The following is a 17617-nucleotide window of genomic DNA, read 5'->3' as shown; positions in this document are numbered from 1 at the left end:
GGTTAGTGACCTCCAAAGGCGATAGACAGGTGGCGGATCGAGAACGCCACCATGGTGACGACCCAAAGGGCCAAGACACCCCAGAGCATCTGACGGTGGTACTTGGTTCCCTGCTTCCAGAAGTCAACCAGGATCAGGCGCAGGCCATTGAACGCGTGGAAGACGATGGCGGCCACCAGGGCGGTCTCGCCCAGAGCCATCAGCGGGTTCTTGTAAGTGGCCATGACCGCGTCGTAGGCACCGGGGGATACCCGGACCAACGATGTATCAAGCACGTGGACCAAAAGGAATAAGAATATAACGACACCTGTTATGCGATGCCCTACCCAAGACCACATGCCTTCGCGGCCGCGGTAGAGGGTGCCTGACGAAGCCTTCGACACTGAATTAACCTCCATGACTCACAAGGGCGCATGTGTATCTTCCACACAATAAATTGACGCCAGAGTGCGAGCGTTCCTTTGCCCGATCTTAGACCACCTAGGACGGGGCTGCCCATTCTTTGTGCGCGGCGTGTGAGTAGCCTCACGTGATCACTGGGTTGAACGCGGAAATATGCGGAAAATAGCCGAAATACAATAGATTCGGGTGCCCTATTTCATTTAGTGCAAACGCGGCATTATCCAGCTTCATCCATTAGCCTTAGTCGGATGAACGCAGAACTCTTGGCACGTTTCCACGGGGTCATCCCCGCAGGCGGTGTCGGTACCAGACTCTGGCCGCTTTCGCGCGCCGCGGCCCCGAAATTCCTTCACGACCTGACGGGCTCCGGATCAACACTTATTCGTGCCACGTATGAGCGGCTCATTCCCCTGGCTGGTGAGAATATTATGGTGGTCACCGGCCGCGCCCACCGCGCAGCGGTCTTGGCTCAGCTGCCGGAGCTCGATGACTTGAATCTGGTCCTCGAGCCGGATCCGAAAGATTCGGCCGCGGCGATTGGCCTCGCTGCAGCGATCCTTTATCTGCGAGATCCCGAAACCATCATGGGTTCCTTCGCCGCCGACCAAGTCATTGTCCCGGTGGAGGTGTTCCAGGATGCTGTGCGCGAAGCCATCCACACCGCCGCTACCGGCAAGATCGTCACGATCGGCATCCGCCCGACCATGCCTTCCACCGGTTTCGGCTACATCCGTGCCGGGGAAAAGCTTGATATCTCCGGTGCTCCCACGGCGCGCGACGTCGTCGAATTCGTGGAAAAGCCGGATGAGGACACCGCCCGCCGCTACCTGGCCGATGGCGGCTACCTGTGGAATGCGGGCATGTTTGTTGCCCCGGTGTCTTTGATGCTCAAGCACCTTCAGTGCAGCGAGCCGCTGCTGTATGCGGGTCTGATGGAGATCGCCGAGGCTTGGGAAACCGGTGATCGCGTCGAGACCATCGACCGCATTTGGCCGACTCTGCCCAAGACCGCGATCGACTACGCCGTGGCCGAGCCCGCGGCAGCTGCAGGAGACGTGGCGGTGATTCCCGGCGTGTTCAATTGGGACGACGTGGGCGACTTTGCCGCCATTGGCCGACTGAATCCGGCCAGTGAGAAGACCGGTGTCACGGTCGTCGGCGCCAACCCGCGGGTCTATTCGGACAACGCCACCGGCGTGGTGGTCACCGATTCCAAGCGCGTGATTGCGCTGATCGGCATCGATGACGTCGTGGTCGTCGACACCCCGGACGCGTTGCTGGTGACCACCAAGGAGCATGCCCAGTCCGTGAAGGGCACCGTAGAGAAGCTCAAGGCCGAAGGCGCAGTGGACGTTCTCTAGGTCGCAGGGGGGCGGGCGATCCGTCAGTGATCTTCCGAGGGCTTGCGTCTACAAACCACAAAGTTACCGCGAAGTAACATTCTTTTGGCGTGAGTGCAAGCCTCGTGAAGATTCTCACGGAAGTTCATGTGGTAGACGCGCCCCAGCAGGTGCATGCGCACGAACACCTTGCTAGGCTCTCGAAACATGAGTGCCGTCAAGAGTTCCGAAGGCCCCGCAAGACCAACAGACAACAAGGAAAGTGCCGTCCCACCCGATGCAGGCCCGAACCGCATCAACAAGGTGGTGTTCTTCGGGTCCGCCGCGGCGATCCTGAGCTTCGCGCTGTGGGCCATGATTGACCAAGACGGTGCCGACCTCGTCATCAGCACCGCCGTCGGCTGGGTCGGATCCACCTTCGGCTGGTGGTACTCGCTGGTCGTCGTGGCGGTGCTGGCGTTTGTCATCGCCATCGCCGTCTCCAAGGTTGGTAAGACTCGTTTGGGACCCGACCACTCGCGGCCCACCTTCAACCTCTTCACCTGGACGGCAATGCTTTTTGCCGCGGGCATCGGCATCGACCTGATGTTCTTCTCGGTCTCCGAACCGGTGGCCCAGTACCTCGCTCCGCCGGCCGGCGACGGCAGCACCGTCGAAGCCGCCCGCCAAGCCCTGGCTTGGACGCTCTTCCACTACGGCCTGCTCGGCTGGGGACTCTACGCCCTGATGGGGTTGGCCCTGGGCTACTTCGCCTACCGCCACAACCTGCCGCTGTCGATCCGTTCGGCGCTCTACCCCATCCTGGGCAAACGCATCCACGGACCGATTGGCCACGGCGTGGACATCGCCGCGGTGCTGGGTACGATCTTCGGCATCGCCACATCGCTGGGCATTGGTGTCGCCCAATTGAACTTCGGGCTCACCTTCATGTTCGGCATCGAAGAATCCCCAGCGGTGCAGATCGCGCTCATCGCCATTGCGGTGGTCATGGCCACCATCTCGGTGCTTACCGGCGTGGAAAAGGGCATCCGTAGGCTTTCCGAGCTCAACGTGCTCCTGTCCATCGCCCTGATGCTCTTCGTGCTCTTCGCCGGCAACACCCGCTACCTGCTCGACGGGATCATCCTCAATATCGGAGATACGCTCTCGCGCTTCCCCGGCATGGCCCTGAACACCTTCGCCTACGATCGCCCCGATGACTGGCTCAACGGCTGGACCCTGTTCTTCTGGGCCTGGTGGATCGCATGGGCCCCATTTGTCGGGCTCTTCCTGGCTCGCATCTCGCGCGGGCGCACCATCCGCCAGTTCGTCACCGGCGTACTGGTGGTTCCTTTCGCCTTCATCCTGCTGTGGATCTCCATCTTCGGCAACAGCGCGCTCCACCTAGTGCGCGGCGGCAATTCCGAATTCGGTGATGTCGCCATGAACCAACCCGAGCGGGCCTTCTACTCCCTGCTGGAGCAATATCCGGCAGTGCCCCTGATCGCGGCGATTGCCACGTTCACCGGGCTTCTCTTCTACGTGACCAGCGCCGACTCCGGTGCCCTGGTCATGGCCAACTTCACCTCACACCTCAAGGACGCCGAATCCGACGGACCGAAGTGGGTGCGGGTCTTCTGGTCGGTAGCCACTGGCCTGCTGACCCTGGCCATGCTGCTGGTCGGCGGGGTGCCCACCTTGCAGAATGCCACGGTGATCATGGGCCTACCGTTCTCCGTGGTGCTGGTGTTCATCATGCTCGGGCTGTACAAGGCGCTACGCGTCGAACGGGCCCTTGCCGGAAGCTACAAGAACTCCCTGCACTCGGTGCTCACCTCGCGTCCCGGCTCGACCGGGATCGACCAACGACGTAGCTGGCGCCAACGACTGGCCCGCACCATGGCCTACCCGGGCCAACGCCAGGCCCAGCGCTTCATCGAGGAGATCGTCCGTCCCGCCCTGGAGGAAGTGAACGACGAGTTCGCCCACTCCGGAGTCATCGGTGTCCTGGACACCGAGCCGATCGGCAAGCAAGGCGTCAGTTCCGTGGACTTGGTGGTTCAGCACGGAGGGGAGCGCCCCTTCAAATACCAGGTGTATCCGGTGCAGCTTAAGGTGCCCAGCTTCGCGAGGGACTCCTCCACCGGGGAGCAGTACTACCGCATGGAAGTCTTTTCGCAGGAGGGCAGCCACGGGTACGACCTGATGGGTTGCACGCGCGAACAAATTATCTGTGACGTCCTTGACCAATATGAAATCCACCTCTCGTTCCTGCGCGAGCAGGAGAATATCGACGGTCCCAGCCAGATTGCCGAAGCCACCCTTCCCAAAACCGATTGGGATTCTGACTTCGACAACGTGCAGGACGCCGAGACGCCAGACACGACCCCCGAGACCCCCACGGAAGAAGCAACGCCATGACAAGCACTATCTACATCAACGGGGCCTGGGCCCCGGCAGCGCTCGGCGGAACCCGGGACATCATTTGCCCGGGAACCGGCGAGCACGTCGCCACCGTCTCCGAGGGCAGCGCGGAGGATTCCGAGCGCGCCATTAAAGCGGCCCGAGCTTCCTTCGACTCCGGGATCTGGTCCTCGGTGCCAGCCCCCGAGCGTGGAGACTTCCTGCTGAAGGTCGCCGCCCGGCTGCTCGAACGCCAAGAGGAATTTGCCCGCGCCGAGGCCCTGGACACCGGCAAGCGCATGTACGAGGCACGCCTGGACATCGAGGACATCGCCGCGAGCTTCACCTACTTCGGTAAGCTTTCCGGCCAGGAATCGGGCCGTGTCGTGGATGCCGGGGACCCCAATGTGGTCTCGAAGATCGTCTACGAGCCGGTGGGCGTGGTCTCGATGATCACCCCGTGGAACTACCCGTTGCTGCAGGCCGCCTGGAAGATCGCCCCGGCACTGGCCGCGGGCTGCTCCTTCGTCCTGAAGCCCGCCGAACTGACCCCCTCCACCGCCATCTTGATGATGGATGTGCTGGAAGAACTTGGCCTGCCGGCCGGCATGGCCAACCTGGTCACCGGTGCCGGATCCGAGGTCGGTCCGCCGCTCTCGAGCCACCGCGACGTGGACATGGTCTCCTTCACCGGGGGACTGGTCACCGGACGGGTCATCGCCGCCGCCGCGGCAGGCACCGTGAAGAAGGTCGCCCTGGAACTGGGCGGCAAGAACCCCAACGTGATCTTCGCCGACGCCGACTTCGACGCAGCGGTGGACAACGCCCTGAACGGCGCCTTCGTCCACGCCGGCCAGGTCTGCTCCGCCGGAGCCCGGCTGGTGGTTCAGGAATCCATCGCCGAGGCATTCGTCGATGAGCTGGTCCGTCGCGCCAAGCTGATCCGCCTGGGCGGGCCCTTCGACGAAAACGCCGAGAGCGGCCCGTTGATTTCCGCCGCTCACCTTGCCAAGGTCGACGCGTACGTGCAGTCAGGCATCGCCGAGGGCGCCCGGCTGCGCTGCGGTGGCCGCGCTGCAACCAATCAAGACGGCAAGGACCTGGAGGCCGGGCACTTCTACCTGCCCACGATCCTGGACCAGGTCACCGGCGAGATGGGTGTGGCCCACGAGGAAGCCTTCGGCCCGACGCTCACGGTGGAGACCTTCAAGACCGAAGACGAGGCAGTGGCTATCGGCAACGATACCGAGTACGGGCTGGCCGGGGCCGTCTGGACCCAGGACGCCGGGCGTGCCCAGCGGGTGGCAGGGCGCCTGCGCCACGGCACCATCTGGATCAACGACTTCCACCCGTACCTGCCACAGGCCGAATGGGGCGGCTTCGGCGCCTCCGGCGTGGGCCGCGAGCTGGGCCCCACCGGCTTGGCCGAGTACCAGGAAGCCAAGCACATCTACCAGAACCTCAACCCGGCGGTCACCGGATGGTTTGAGGACCAGGCACAGACACCGGCACAGGACAGCTAGGGATGGAGAAGAGCAACGTGAAGAACAACAACGCACGGACCGCTGAGACCGAGTTCGACTACATCATCGTTGGTGGCGGCTCTGCCGGCGCCGCGACGGCGGCCCGGCTGTCCGAGGACCCGTCCGTCACCGTCGCCCTGGTCGAGGCAGGTCCCGACGACCGTGGGATCGACGAGGTGCTGCAGCTGGACCGCTGGATGGAATTGCTGGAATCCGGCTACGACTGGGACTACCCGATCGAAGAGCAGGAGAACGGCAACTCGTTCATGCGCCACTCGCGGGCCAAGGTTATGGGTGGTTGCTCCAGCCATAACTCCTGCATCGCGTTCTGGGCTCCGGCCGAGGACCTGGACGCTTGGGAAACCGAGCACGGGGCCACCGGCTGGAACGCAGCAACCGGCTACCGGCTCTACAAGCAGCTGGAAACCAACGAGGATGCAGGGCCGGATGCTCCGCACCACGGGGACTCGGGCCCGGTGAAACTGATGAACGTCCCGCCAAACGACCCCTGCGGTGTCGCGGTGCTTGATGCCTGCGAACAGGCAGGCATCCCGCGGGCCACGTTCAACAACAATGAGACGGTGCTCAACGGGGCCAACTTCTTCCAGATCAACAGGTTGGAAGATGGGACCAGGTCCTCCTCCTCGGTCTCCTACATCCACCCGATCGCGCAGCGGGAGAACTTCACGCTGCTCACCGGACGCCAGGCCAGGAAGCTGCGCTTCAACGAGGCCAAGGCCTGCACCGGCGTCGACGTGGTCGAGGGAGCCTTCGGGCGCACCACGCAGCTGAGCGCCCGCCGCGAAGTCATTGTCAGTGCCGGTGCGATCGATTCGCCGAAGCTGCTGATGCTCTCGGGCATCGGACCGGCGCAGCACCTGGCCGAGCACGGCATCGAGGTGCTCATCGACTCCCCGGGCGTGGGATCGAACCTGCAGGACCACCCGGAGGCAGTGATCCAGTGGGAAGCCAAGAAGCCCATGGTCACCGAATCCACCCAGTGGTGGGAAGCCGGGATCTTCACCCACACCGTCGAGGGCCTGGACCGTCCGGATCTGATGATGCACTACGGGTCGGTTCCCTTTGACATGCACACCCTGCGCCAGGGCTACCCGACCTCGGATAACGCCTTCTGCCTGACCCCCAACGTGACCCGGGCCAAATCCCGCGGCACGGTGCGGTTGCGCAGCAGGGATTTCCGCGACAAGCCCAAGGTGGACCCGCGCTACTTCACCGATGAGCAGGGCCACGACATGAGGGTGATGATCGCCGGGATCCGCAAGGCCCGCGAGATCATCGCGCAGCCGGCCATGGCCGAATGGGCAGGAACCGAGCTGTACCCGGGGCAGGAGGTGCAGTCCGACGAGCAGATCGCCGACTACATCAGACGCACCCACAACACCGTGTACCACCCTGCAGGGACGGTCCGCATGGGCGCCGACGACGATGAAATGTCTCCGATTGATGCGCGGCTGCGCGTCAAGGGCGTCACCGGGCTGCGCGTGGCAGATGCCTCGGTGATGCCGGCGCTGGTCACGGTGAACCCGAACATCACGGTGATGATGATCGGTGAACGTTGTGCCGAGTTGATCAAGGCCGACGCCTAGCAAGACTTTTTGCCAGGAACCCCTCAAGGGGGTCCGGTGCTTGGGTGCGTAGTGCATCCGGGTATCGGGCCCCCCTTGGTGGTGTTGCCGGGGCGGGCGCCAGAGGAGAAAATCGTAGGCAACAATTCGAAGCAGACTGCCCACAGGCGCCTTCCAACGCGTAGTGTCGGTCAGGTGCGCACCAGTATGAATGAAGACGTGTTATTGCCCTCCGTCAAGCCGTGGGTTAAGCCGCTGATGGGGGAGCTGGTGGATTTCCGCCGCGAGGTCCACGCCAACCCGGAACTCTCGTTTGTGGAATATCAGACCACCGAACGCATCCTGAGCCGGCTGCGCGATGCCGGACTGAACCCGGTCGCCTTAGAAGAGACCGGGGCCTATGTAGACATCGGCTCCGGGCCCATCGCCCTCGCGTTGCGAGCCGACATCGACGCCTTGCCGATCCTGGAGGAAACCGGGCTCGAGTACGCCTCGGTGGTGGACGGGGTGGCACACGCCTGCGGGCACGACATCCACACCACCGTGATGCTTGGGGTGGCCAAGGCGCTCAAGGCGATGGACGACGCTACGGGCCTCGGTGCCCGGATTCGGGTGATCTTCCAACCCGCCGAGGAAAAGATGCCTGGCGGTGCCCTGGCGGTGATTGCCGCCGGCGTGCTGGATGAGGTCCCGCGGATCTTGGCCCTGCACTGCGAGCCACGTATCGACGCCGGGAAGATCGGCACCCGCATCGGGGCCATCACCAGCGCCTCGGACACCATCAAGATCGAGCTCACCGGCCGCGGCGGGCACACCTCCCGCCCGCACCTGACCGAGGACCTGGTCTTCGCGATGAGCCAGATCGCCACCAATGTCCCGGCCGTACTGGGCCGGCGCATTGACGTGCGTTCCGCCGTGTCGGTGGTCTGGGGACAGATCCATGCAGGCAGCGCCCCCAACGCGATCCCAGCCACCGGCTATTTGGCCGGGACCATGCGCTGCCTGGACGGCGAAGCCTGGGAAGGCGCAGGTGACCTGCTCGATGAGGTCGTCCGCCAGGTCGCCAGCCCCTACGGTGTCGAGATCAAACTCGAACACATCCGCGGGGTGCCCCCGGTGATCAACACCGAGGAAGAAACCGACCTGATTGAGGATTCTGCCCGCGCGGAGATCGGTTCGGCCGCGATTGTGCTGACCCCGCAGTCCATGGGCGGGGAGGACTTCGCCTGGATGACCAATAAGGTCCCCGGTGCCATGATGCGCCTGGGGACCCGGACCCCCGGCGGGGAGGACTACGACCTGCACCGTGGGGATTACATCCCCGACGAAGCGGCCATCGAGGTGGGCGTCACGGTGATGACTGCCGCGTCAATGCGCGCGATTGCGCAGCTTTTGGCCGAGACCAGCGACTGAACCACCGGCACAGAGTTATCTGGTTGTAACAATTTCTCTGTCGCGTCAAGCGTTTTACAGGTTAGGCTATGTGGATGTGAAGAGGTCCTTTCCGATCACTGCTGTCCTTCGGTTCCGAAGCGATGCGGCGATCGATGAGGACCAGACTCGCATCTGGCATCACCGGTCGCTGGCGACAACAAGTCTCCGGCGCGGTGTCGGAATCGGCATGGGGCGCCCAACGCACATCCAAGCCATGACTTGTAGCTCGTAACCTTATGGAGGAAACCCCATGCGCAATATCTCGCGCAAGACTGGCATGGCAGCTGCCATGCTCGGCATTTCTGCTCTCGTCCTCACCGCCTGTGGCGCCGCACCCGAGGCGGCCCCTTCGGCCAGCGGCTCGGCCCCGGCCGGCGCATCGGACTTCACCGGCTGCATCGTTTCGGACTCCGGCGGATTCGACGACCGCTCCTTCAACCAGTCCTCCTATGAGGGTCTGATGCAGGCGAAGACCGATCTGGGTATCAACGTCAAGCAGGCCGAGTCCAAGGCCGAAACCGACTTCGGCCCGAACCTCAACGCCATGGTCAAGGGCGGCTGCGACCTGACCGTCACGGTCGGCTTCCTGCTCTCGGACGAGACCAAGAAGGTCGCTGCGGCCAACCCGGACAAGCACTTTGCGATCGTTGATGACAACGCCATCGACGCCAAGAACGTCAAGCCGATCATCTACGACACGGCCCAAGCATCATTCCTCGCCGGCTACCTGGCCGCGGGCATGACCGAGACCGGCAAGGTCGCCACCTACGGCGGCCTGAACATCCCGACCGTTTCGATCTTCATGGACGGCTACGCCGACGGCGTTGCTTACTACAACGAGAAGAAGTCCACGGACGTCAAGGTCCTGGGCTGGGACGTTGACAAGCAGAACGGCACCATTATTGGTGGCTTCGACGATCAGGGCAAGGGCAAGAACACGACCATCACCTTCGCCAACGAGGGCGCCGACGTGATCATGCCCGTCGCCGGTCCGGTCGGTCTGGGTACCATGGACGCCGTGAAGGAACTTAACGCCTCCGGCAAGAACATCAAGGTCATCTGGGTCGACGCCGATGGCTTCGAGGCCCTGGCCTCGGGCAACGAATTTGTGCTTTCCTCGGTGATGAAGGAAATGGGCAAATCCGTTGAAGACGTCGTGCGCTCCGATGTCGAGGGCAACTTCGATTCGACCCCGTACGTCGGCACCCTGGAAAATGGAGGCGTGGCGCTGGCTCCGTTCCACGACTTCGATTCGAAGGTCTCCGACGAGCTCAAGGCCGAACTCGAAACCCTGAAGGCCGACATCATCTCCGGTGCCGTCAAGGTCAAATCCGATTCCAGCCCGAAAACCAAGTAGCACCTTTCCCTAGGTAGCACGCCACGCGCGCCGTCCGGCCAGTAACTTCTGCTCACGCAGGAACACACCGGATGGCGCGTTTGGCTGTGCGCTTTCTTCCGGCATTCCACCCCAGCCCCCAGATGACTAGGGTGGGGGCTACTGGTAACTCCACTACAACCTCCCTCGACCCGCAGCGGGCCGGATTAGAAGGGGAACGGGTAACAGACGTGAAACTCGAGCTTCGGGGCATCACCAAAAAATTCGGCAGCTTCACCGCCAACGACCACATCGACGTCGTCGTCGAATCCGGGCAGGTCCATTCCCTGCTCGGCGAGAACGGCGCCGGCAAATCGACGCTGATGAATGTGCTCTTCGGCCTGTACGAGGCCACCGAGGGCACTATCCTCATCGATGACAAGCCGGTCACGTTCAACGGACCCGGCGATGCCATGGCGGCCGGGATCGGCATGGTCCACCAGCACTTCATGCTCGTGCCGGTCTTCACCGTCGCCGAAAACGTCGCCCTGGGCAATGAGGACACCGGCGCAGGCGGCGTCCTGCACCTGGAAAAGACTCGTACCCGCATCCGCGAGATCTCCGATCGCTACGGGTTCGGCGTGGACCCCGACGCGATCGTCGAAGACCTGCCGGTGGGCGTGCAGCAGCGCGTGGAAATCATCAAGGCCCTGGTCCGCAACGCCCGTGTGCTGATCCTCGATGAGCCCACCGCGGTGCTAACCCCGCAGGAAACCGACGAACTGCTGAACATCATCGGGCAGCTGCGCGACTCGGGAACCGCAGTGGTCTTCATTTCGCACAAGCTGCGCGAGGTCAAGGCCATCTCGGATGTCATCACGGTCATCCGCCGTGGCAAGGTCGTGGGCAAGGCCGAACCCAGTGCTACCGCCGCCGAGCTCGCCACCCTGATGGTGGGCCGCTCGGTGTCCCTGACCCTGGACAAGGACGCACCGAAGCTGGGGGAGGAGACCTTTACGGTCAACAACCTCTCGGTGCTTGCACCCTCCGGGCAGCTGCTGCTCGATTCGGTCAGCTTCGGGATCTCACAGGGTGAGATCCTTGCGGTGGCTGGCGTCCAGGGCAACGGACAGACCGAACTCACCGAGGCCATCATGGGCCTGGTGGATCACGCCAGCGGCTCGATCAGGCTTGACGGCAAGGAACTACTGGGCCGCTCGGTCAAAAACATCATCAACTCCGGGGTCGGCTTTGTCCCCGAGGACCGCAGCACCGACGGGGTCATCGGCACCTTCACCGTGACCGAAAACCTGGTGCTGAACCAGTACGACCGTGCCCCCTTCGCCCGCGGCCTGAACATGCGCCCCGCGGTGATGCTGAAGAACGCGCTGGCCAAGATCACCGAATTCGATGTGCGCACCCAGGGCCCCGAATCGATGGCCGGAACGCTCTCGGGCGGTAACCAACAAAAGGTCGTGATGGCCCGCGAGCTCTCCCGCCCGCTGAAGCTGTTCATCGCCTCCCAGCCCACCCGCGGTGTGGATGTGGGTTCCATCGAATTCCTGCACCGCCGCATTGTGGCCGAACGAGACGCCGGTACCCCGGTACTGATCGTCTCCACCGAACTTGACGAGGTCGCGGATCTGGCCGACCGCATTGCCGTGCTGTACAAGGGCAAGCTGGTCGGGATCGTCCCGGGGGACACCCCGCGTGACGTGCTGGGCCTGATGATGGCCGGGGCCAGCAACGAAGAAGCCGAATCGACCAGCGGAAACGAAGGCAAAGAATGAGCATGGATAAGTCCCCGGACCTGCCTCCGGCAGAACCAGCCGAGGCGCCGGCGGTGCCGCCGGCCGCACCCCTCGAGGAACACCCCGATAAGGATCAGTCGCTGATCAGCAGGATCATGTCCGGCAACGGCTTGGTCTCGGTGCTGGCCATCGTGCTCTCGCTGCTGGTCGGCGCGATCCTCATCGCCTTCACCGACGAGCGCGTCACCTCCACGGCCAGCTACTTCTTCACACGTCCCACCGACCTGCTCTCGGCGGTGTGGACCTCGGTCTCCGAGGCGTACCTGGCCTTGTTCCAATCCAGCATCATCAATTCCTCCGCGGACAGCTTCGCCGATGCCATCTATCCGCTGACCGAAACCCTCACCATCGCCACCCCGCTGGTGCTGGCCGGGCTCGGCGTGGCCCTGGCCTTCCGTGTGGGACTGTTCAACATTGGTGGCCAGGGACAGATCATCCTGGGTGCCACACTGGCCGGCTGGGTGGGCTTCACCCTGGATCTGCCGGTGGGCATCCACCTAGTCGTGGCAATGCTGGCCGGCATCATCGGTGGCGCCCTCTGGGGCGGCATCGCCGGATTCCTCAAGGCCCGCCGCGGTGCACACGAGGTGATCGTGACGATCATGCTCAACTACATCGCTGTATACCTGCTGCTGTACCTGCTCTCCACCCCCGCCTTCCAGCGCCCCGGTTCCAACAACCCGCTCTCCGAGCCGGTGGGCGTGAACGCCGCCTACCCGCTGATGTTCGGTGACGGCTTCCGCCTGCACTACGGCTTCCTGGTGGCCCTGGCCGCCGTCGCCTTCACCTGGTGGTTGCTGAACCGCTCCACCACCGGCTTCGAGCTGCGCGCCGTGGGCGCCAACCCCGTGGCAGCAAAAACCGCGGGCATCAACGTCTCACGGGCCTACCTGCTCTCCATGCTGATCGCCGGCGCGCTGGCCGGACTTGCGGGAACCGCCCAAATCCTGGGCACCGAACGCTCGCTCTCCGGCGGCATCGCCGCCAGCTTCGGGTTCGACGCGATCACCGTGGCCCTGCTGGGACGCTCTAACCCCATCGGCACGCTCTTCGCCGGGCTACTCTTCGGCGCACTGCGCGCCGGAGGCGTGGGGATGCAGGCCAACACCGGCATCCCCATCGACATCGTGCTGGTGGTCCAGTCCTTCATCGTGCTGTTCATCGCGGCCCCGCCGCTGGTGCGTTCGATCTTCCGGATCGGCACGTCCAAGCCTAAGAACAAGAAGGCAGCCGCACCGGCAGCCACCGGAGGTGCAGCATGAGTCACGCATTGGCTACCCGGAACACCGAGCCCGATTCCACGGGCCGCGGTGTGGTCCGTTCCTGGGCCGCACCGATCACCTATAGCCTGCTCGGGCTCGTGGCACTGCTCGGCTTTGCCTTCGGCAGCCCGCATGCCGAGGCCCGCTTCCGCATCACCGACGGATCACAGAAGATCTCCGTCCCAGACCTGGTGCTGGGCACCACGTTCGTGGGCTGGGCCGGCGCGGTCATCCTGCTGGGCATTGCCGCCTACTCGTTTGTGCTGGTCCGTGCCGGGCGCAAGCTGGCGCGCTGGATGCTGCCGGTCTTCGCCGCGGTGTTTGTCATCGCGTTCCTGGTCTGGGTCATCGGCAGCGCCAACACTCCCAATGTGTACCTCTCCGGGCTGATCGCCGGGTCCTTCACCCTGGCCATCCCGCTGATCTTCGGCTCACTCTCGGGTGTTTTGTGTGAACGTGCCGGTGTCATCAACATCGCCATCGAAGGCCAACTGCTGGCCGGGGCGTTCTGCGCAGCGATCGTCGGTTCGATGACCGGGTCGCTCATCGCCGGCGTGCTGGCCGCTGTGGTCGGTTCGGTACTGGTCTCCATGGTGCTGGCGGTCTTCGCCATCAAGTACCTGGTCAACCAGGTCATCGTCGGGGTGGTGCTCAACGTGCTGGTGGCCGGTCTGACCAGCTTCTTCTTCTCCACCGTGATGGCCGCGGACGCCGAGAAGTTCAACGCTCCTCCGTCCTTCGATGTCATCCGGATCCCGCTGCTGGCCGACATCCCGATCTTCGGCCCGATCTTCTTTGACCAGACGATCCTGGGCTACGGCATGTACCTGGCCGTGTTCCTGGTCTGGTTCGGGCTCTTCAAGACCCGCTGGGGACTGCGCGTGCGCGCCGTGGGCGAACACCCCAAGGCCGCGGACACCGTGGGCATCAAGGTCAACGCCCTGCGCTTCTGGAACGTGGTGCTCGCCGGGGTGGTCGCCGGCCTGGGTGGTGCCTTCTTCACGCTGGTCACCTCCTCATCCTTCAACAAGGAAATGACAGCCGGGCAGGGCTTCATCGCCCTGGCGGCGCTGATCTTTGGTCGCTGGAACCCGATCGGGGCCTTCTTCGCCGCACTGCTCTTCGGCTTCTCATTGAACCTGTCCTTCGTGCTCACGATCCTGGGCACCCCGGTGCCCAGCCAGTTCATGCAGATGCTGCCCTACGCCGTGACGATCTTCGCCGTGGCCGGGCTGGTCGGAAAATCCCGACCACCTGCCTCCAACGGCATCCCGTACGTGAAGGAATAGTTCCGTGAAAGACACCGAAGCGCTGGGCCCCGAAACCTGGGAAACACTGCGTCTTGCGGCAGTGGCGGCGATGGAGCGCGCCTACGCGCCCTACTCCGGGTTCAAGGTCGGTGCCGCGGCGCTGACCGAGGACGGGCGGATGATCTCCGGCTGCAATGTGGAGAACGCCGCCTATGGGGTGACGCTGTGCGCCGAATGCAATATGGTCGGCGAGCTCTTTGCCACCGGCGGCGGCAAGCTGCGCGCCTTCTCTTGCGTGGACTCCAGCGGAAACCCGTTGATGCCGTGCGGGCGCTGCCGCCAGCTGCTCTTCGAACACCGCGGGGAGGACCTGGAGCTGATGACTCCGCGCGGGATTCAAAGCATGGACCAGGTGTTACCCGACGCGTTCGGGGCGCACAACCTATGACCTTTCGTGCCCCGCCGCGCACCCTTTGAACAGGGAGTGCGGCGGGGCACGGTCCTTTTGAGAAACGGAGCATTCATGAGCATCGAAAATTTTGACGCGGTTGACATCATCCGCGTCAAGCGTGACCGCGGGACCCTGACCGGCGCGCAGATCGACTGGACTATTGACGCCTACACGCGCGGGGTCATTGCCGAAGAACAGATGGCGGCGCTGAACATGGCGATCCTGCTCAACGGGATGGATCGGACGGAAATTTCCCGCTGGACCACCGCGATGATCAACTCGGGTCAACGCATGGACTTCTCCACGCTGCGCAGCCCCGGCGGCACGCCGATGCGCACCACCGACAAGCACTCCACCGGCGGGGTGGGAGACAAGATCACTTTGCCCCTGGCACCGCTGGTCGCCGTCTTCGGCGTGGCAGTCCCTCAGCTCTCCGGCCGCGGGCTAGGACACACCGGGGGCACGCTGGACAAACTCGAGGCCATCCCCGGATGGCGCGCGGAGCTGAGTAACGAGCAGATGATGCGCCAGCTCTCCGAGGTTGGCGCGGTGATCTGCGCCGCCGGGGCATCCCTGGCCCCGGCCGACAAAAAGCTGTACGCGCTGCGCGATGTCACCGGCACCGTCGAAGCCATCCCGCTGATCGCCTCATCGATCATGAGCAAGAAGATCGCCGAGGGCACCGGAGCGCTGGTGCTCGATGTGAAGGTCGGTTCCGGAGCCTTCATGAAGGACTTCACCGATGCCCGCGAACTGGCCACCACCATGGTGAACCTGGGCACCGACGCGTCGGTGCACACCGTGGCGCTGCTGACCAATATGGACACCCCGCTGGGGCTCACCGCGGGCAACGCCATCGAGATCGCCGAATCCATCGAGGTACTTGCCGGCGGCGGCCCTGCCGACGTGGTGGAATTGACCGTGGCGCTGGCCACCGAGATGCTCGCCGGGGCCGGGATCCATGATGTTGATGTGGCAGCGGCACTGACTGACGGTAGGGCCATGGACAAGTGGCGTGCCATGATCGCCGCGCAGGGTGGGGACAACAACGCACCGTTGCCCGTGGCCAAGGAATCGGAAATTCTTTACGCGCAGGCCGACGGCGTCTTAACCTCCTTGGATGCACTGGACGTGGGTGTTGCTGCCTGGCGTTTGGGTGCCGGACGGGCCCGCCGGCAGGATCCGGTGCAGGCCGGTGCCGGGGTGCGCTTGCATGCCAAGCCGGGGGATCAGGTGCGTCGCGGGCAGCCGTTGGCCACCATGCTCACCGACACTCCCGAACGTTTTGACCGGGCCCGGGAAATTCTGGAGCAGGCGGCAACCATCGGTCCGGTCGGCAGCCGACCGGATATGACACTGATCCACGAGCGCATCACCGCCTCCTGATAAGCAGTTTTCCGGACTCTTCAATTTTTAGCGTGGTGACCCCGAAAAAGAAGTATGACAGTGCGCCTTGTATTGGCTGGTCTTGGATCAGCTGACAGCTAGTCGGCCCACAGCCAGCAGCCTGCTGGCAAAACTATCGATATGGGAACGACTAAGCGGGGAATTACTCAGACATGGTAAAAATTGCACGATTCGGAAAACTGAAAACTATAGTGCTGATTCTTGCTGCGCTCGTTGTGCTTTCGCTACCCTTTGCAATTGCTGTGGGCTTAGCAGAAGGACTGTTTAGCGGGTCAGTCTCGTCAGGTGTAAGCGGAACGCTAGTGACTCTCGCAATAGGAGTACTGTTTACCGCCGTGTCCATATTCTGGGAACCTGCAAAGACCGCTGTTGTAGCAAAAATCAAGGGCGAGCACCTCGAAAAGTAGGACCACGCACAGAAGAATCGCACCACGCTGAACTTTCAAGAGCAGCTCTCCGAGGTGTCGTGGCCGGTGTGCCATGGTCCTGAAGGACCATGGCACACCGGCGAATCTTCAGCCCTAGGAATGATGCACGCTCGGGGCCAATTGCGGGAGAATAGAAGCTGGTGGCCCGTCGGGCCAGCGTCGTGCAACTTTCCGCGGGGGTCTAACGCGGGCTGCACTCATCTTGGAAAGCCGGTTTTTCAGTGGATCTGATCAATGAAGCCATCGTGCACGCGGCGAACGCGTGGTGGATTCTGCCGGTCGTTTGCCTGTTTTGCTTCATCGACGGCTTCCTTCCCATCCTCCCGTCCGAGACCCTCTTGGTCGCCCTAGGAGTAGTTGCCGCAAGCAGCGGCACCCCGAACGTGTACCTGTTGATCCTTGCTGGTGCCGTGGGAGCCATCACCGGGGACCAGGTCGCTTACACGCTGGGACGGCGCATTGGTACCGAGCGCTTTGGGTGGATGCGGCGGAAACGCACGCAAAAACTTTTTGCCTTTGCCCGCCGCGAGCTCAACGAGCGCGGCGCGATGTTGATCTTCACCGCCCGCTATGTGCCGATCGGGCGGGTCGTGGTGAACCTCAGCTCGGGTGCCACGGGATTCTCGCACCGACGTTTCACGGTTCTTGACGCTGCCGGGTGTTTGGCCTGGGCCAGCTATTCGGTGGCCATCGGCGTGCTGGCCGGGGCCTGGTTCCACGACAACCAGCTGCTGGGAATCGCCTTGTCCGTGGGCCTGGCCATCATCATGGGCTACCTGATCGACAAGCTTTCCCACGCGGTGCTGGTGCGTCTGGGACGGCGCCGGAACAGCTACCCGGATCCTGTGAACACCGGGAGCCAAACCCCGGTGCGCGACCCCCGCCCGGTGCGGGTTCCCGGGGACGATCCCGAGGACCAACCAACGGTGGGAAGCACCAGCTGAACACCCGTTGTGCGTTGGGTGAACAATTGCCTCGACACCACCTGCGCGCACTGTTGGAAGCCTGCGCACCCCGCTAGGCTGG

The 17617-nt window shown here is 63.5% G+C and carries 14 protein-coding genes; 13 read left to right on the top strand and 1 reads right to left on the bottom strand.

The annotated features are described in order from the left end of the window. Positions 1–2: 2 nt before the first annotated feature. Complete coding sequence (gene sdhC / locus ADIAG_RS07085) at positions 3–398, bottom strand: succinate dehydrogenase, cytochrome b556 subunit (RefSeq protein WP_083873975.1); 396 nt, start codon at positions 396–398, stop codon at positions 3–5. Between the two features lie 252 nt (positions 399–650). Here sdhC and ADIAG_RS07080 point away from each other — a divergent pair, with 252 nt between their 5' ends. The 13 genes from ADIAG_RS07080 (at position 651) to ADIAG_RS07025 (ending at position 17535) form a co-directional block, all read left to right on the top strand. Beyond that, entirely contained in the window at positions 651–1763 is a 1113-nt protein-coding gene (locus ADIAG_RS07080; RefSeq protein WP_007270653.1) for a mannose-1-phosphate guanylyltransferase, read from the top strand. 186 nt (positions 1764–1949) lie between these two features. Then, positions 1950–4142 carry a choline BCCT transporter BetT gene (gene betT / locus ADIAG_RS07075; RefSeq protein WP_007270652.1) on the top strand — a complete coding sequence of 731 codons (2193 nt, stop codon included), beginning with the start codon at positions 1950–1952 and terminating at the stop codon, positions 4140–4142. Continuing rightward, a complete protein-coding gene (locus ADIAG_RS07070) occupies positions 4139–5647 on the top strand; it encodes an aldehyde dehydrogenase family protein (RefSeq protein WP_007270651.1) in 1509 nt (502 codons plus the stop codon). Before betT ends, ADIAG_RS07070 begins: the two co-directional genes overlap by 4 nt. A gap of 2 nt (positions 5648–5649) precedes the next feature. After that, complete coding sequence (locus ADIAG_RS07065) at positions 5650–7254, top strand: GMC family oxidoreductase (protein WP_007270650.1); 1605 nt, start codon at positions 5650–5652, stop codon at positions 7252–7254. A gap of 186 nt (positions 7255–7440) precedes the next feature. Beyond that, on the top strand, positions 7441–8646 hold the full coding sequence (locus ADIAG_RS07060) for an amidohydrolase (protein ID WP_007270649.1): 1206 nt from the start codon (positions 7441–7443) through the stop codon (positions 8644–8646). Between the two features lie 271 nt (positions 8647–8917). Next, positions 8918–10024, top strand: a complete 1107-nt coding sequence (locus ADIAG_RS07055) for a BMP family lipoprotein (protein ID WP_007270648.1) — start codon at positions 8918–8920, stop codon at positions 10022–10024. Positions 10025–10233: 209 nt separating this feature from the next. Beyond that, entirely contained in the window at positions 10234–11772 is a 1539-nt protein-coding gene (locus tag ADIAG_RS07050; protein WP_043473733.1) for an ABC transporter ATP-binding protein, read from the top strand. Continuing rightward, entirely contained in the window at positions 11769–13055 is a 1287-nt protein-coding gene (locus ADIAG_RS07045) for an ABC transporter permease (protein ID WP_007270646.1), read from the top strand. The genes ADIAG_RS07050 and ADIAG_RS07045 overlap by 4 nt, the downstream gene beginning before the upstream one ends. Then, entirely contained in the window at positions 13052–14344 is a 1293-nt protein-coding gene (locus ADIAG_RS07040; RefSeq protein WP_007270645.1) for an ABC transporter permease, read from the top strand. The genes ADIAG_RS07045 and ADIAG_RS07040 overlap by 4 nt, the downstream gene beginning before the upstream one ends. A gap of 4 nt (positions 14345–14348) precedes the next feature. After that, on the top strand, positions 14349–14753 hold the full coding sequence (locus ADIAG_RS07035; protein WP_007270644.1) for a cytidine deaminase: 405 nt from the start codon (positions 14349–14351) through the stop codon (positions 14751–14753). Positions 14754–14828: 75 nt separating this feature from the next. Continuing rightward, positions 14829–16142, top strand: a complete 1314-nt coding sequence (locus tag ADIAG_RS07030) for a thymidine phosphorylase (protein ID WP_007270643.1) — start codon at positions 14829–14831, stop codon at positions 16140–16142. Positions 16143–16315: 173 nt separating this feature from the next. Continuing rightward, positions 16316–16570: a hypothetical protein gene (locus ADIAG_RS21385; protein WP_007270642.1), complete on the top strand. Its 255-nt coding sequence runs from the start codon at positions 16316–16318 to the stop codon at positions 16568–16570. Between the two features lie 242 nt (positions 16571–16812). After that, a complete protein-coding gene (locus tag ADIAG_RS07025) occupies positions 16813–17535 on the top strand; it encodes a DedA family protein (RefSeq protein ID WP_007270641.1) in 723 nt (240 codons plus the stop codon). Positions 17536–17617 lie beyond the last annotated feature (82 nt).

Source organism: Paeniglutamicibacter gangotriensis Lz1y (genome assembly GCF_000348945.1).
GTDB classification, from domain to species: domain Bacteria; phylum Actinomycetota; class Actinomycetes; order Actinomycetales; family Micrococcaceae; genus Paeniglutamicibacter; species Paeniglutamicibacter gangotriensis.
The sequence above is the reverse complement of the archived record's forward strand: the minus strand, read 5'-3'. Positions and strand labels throughout refer to the sequence as shown.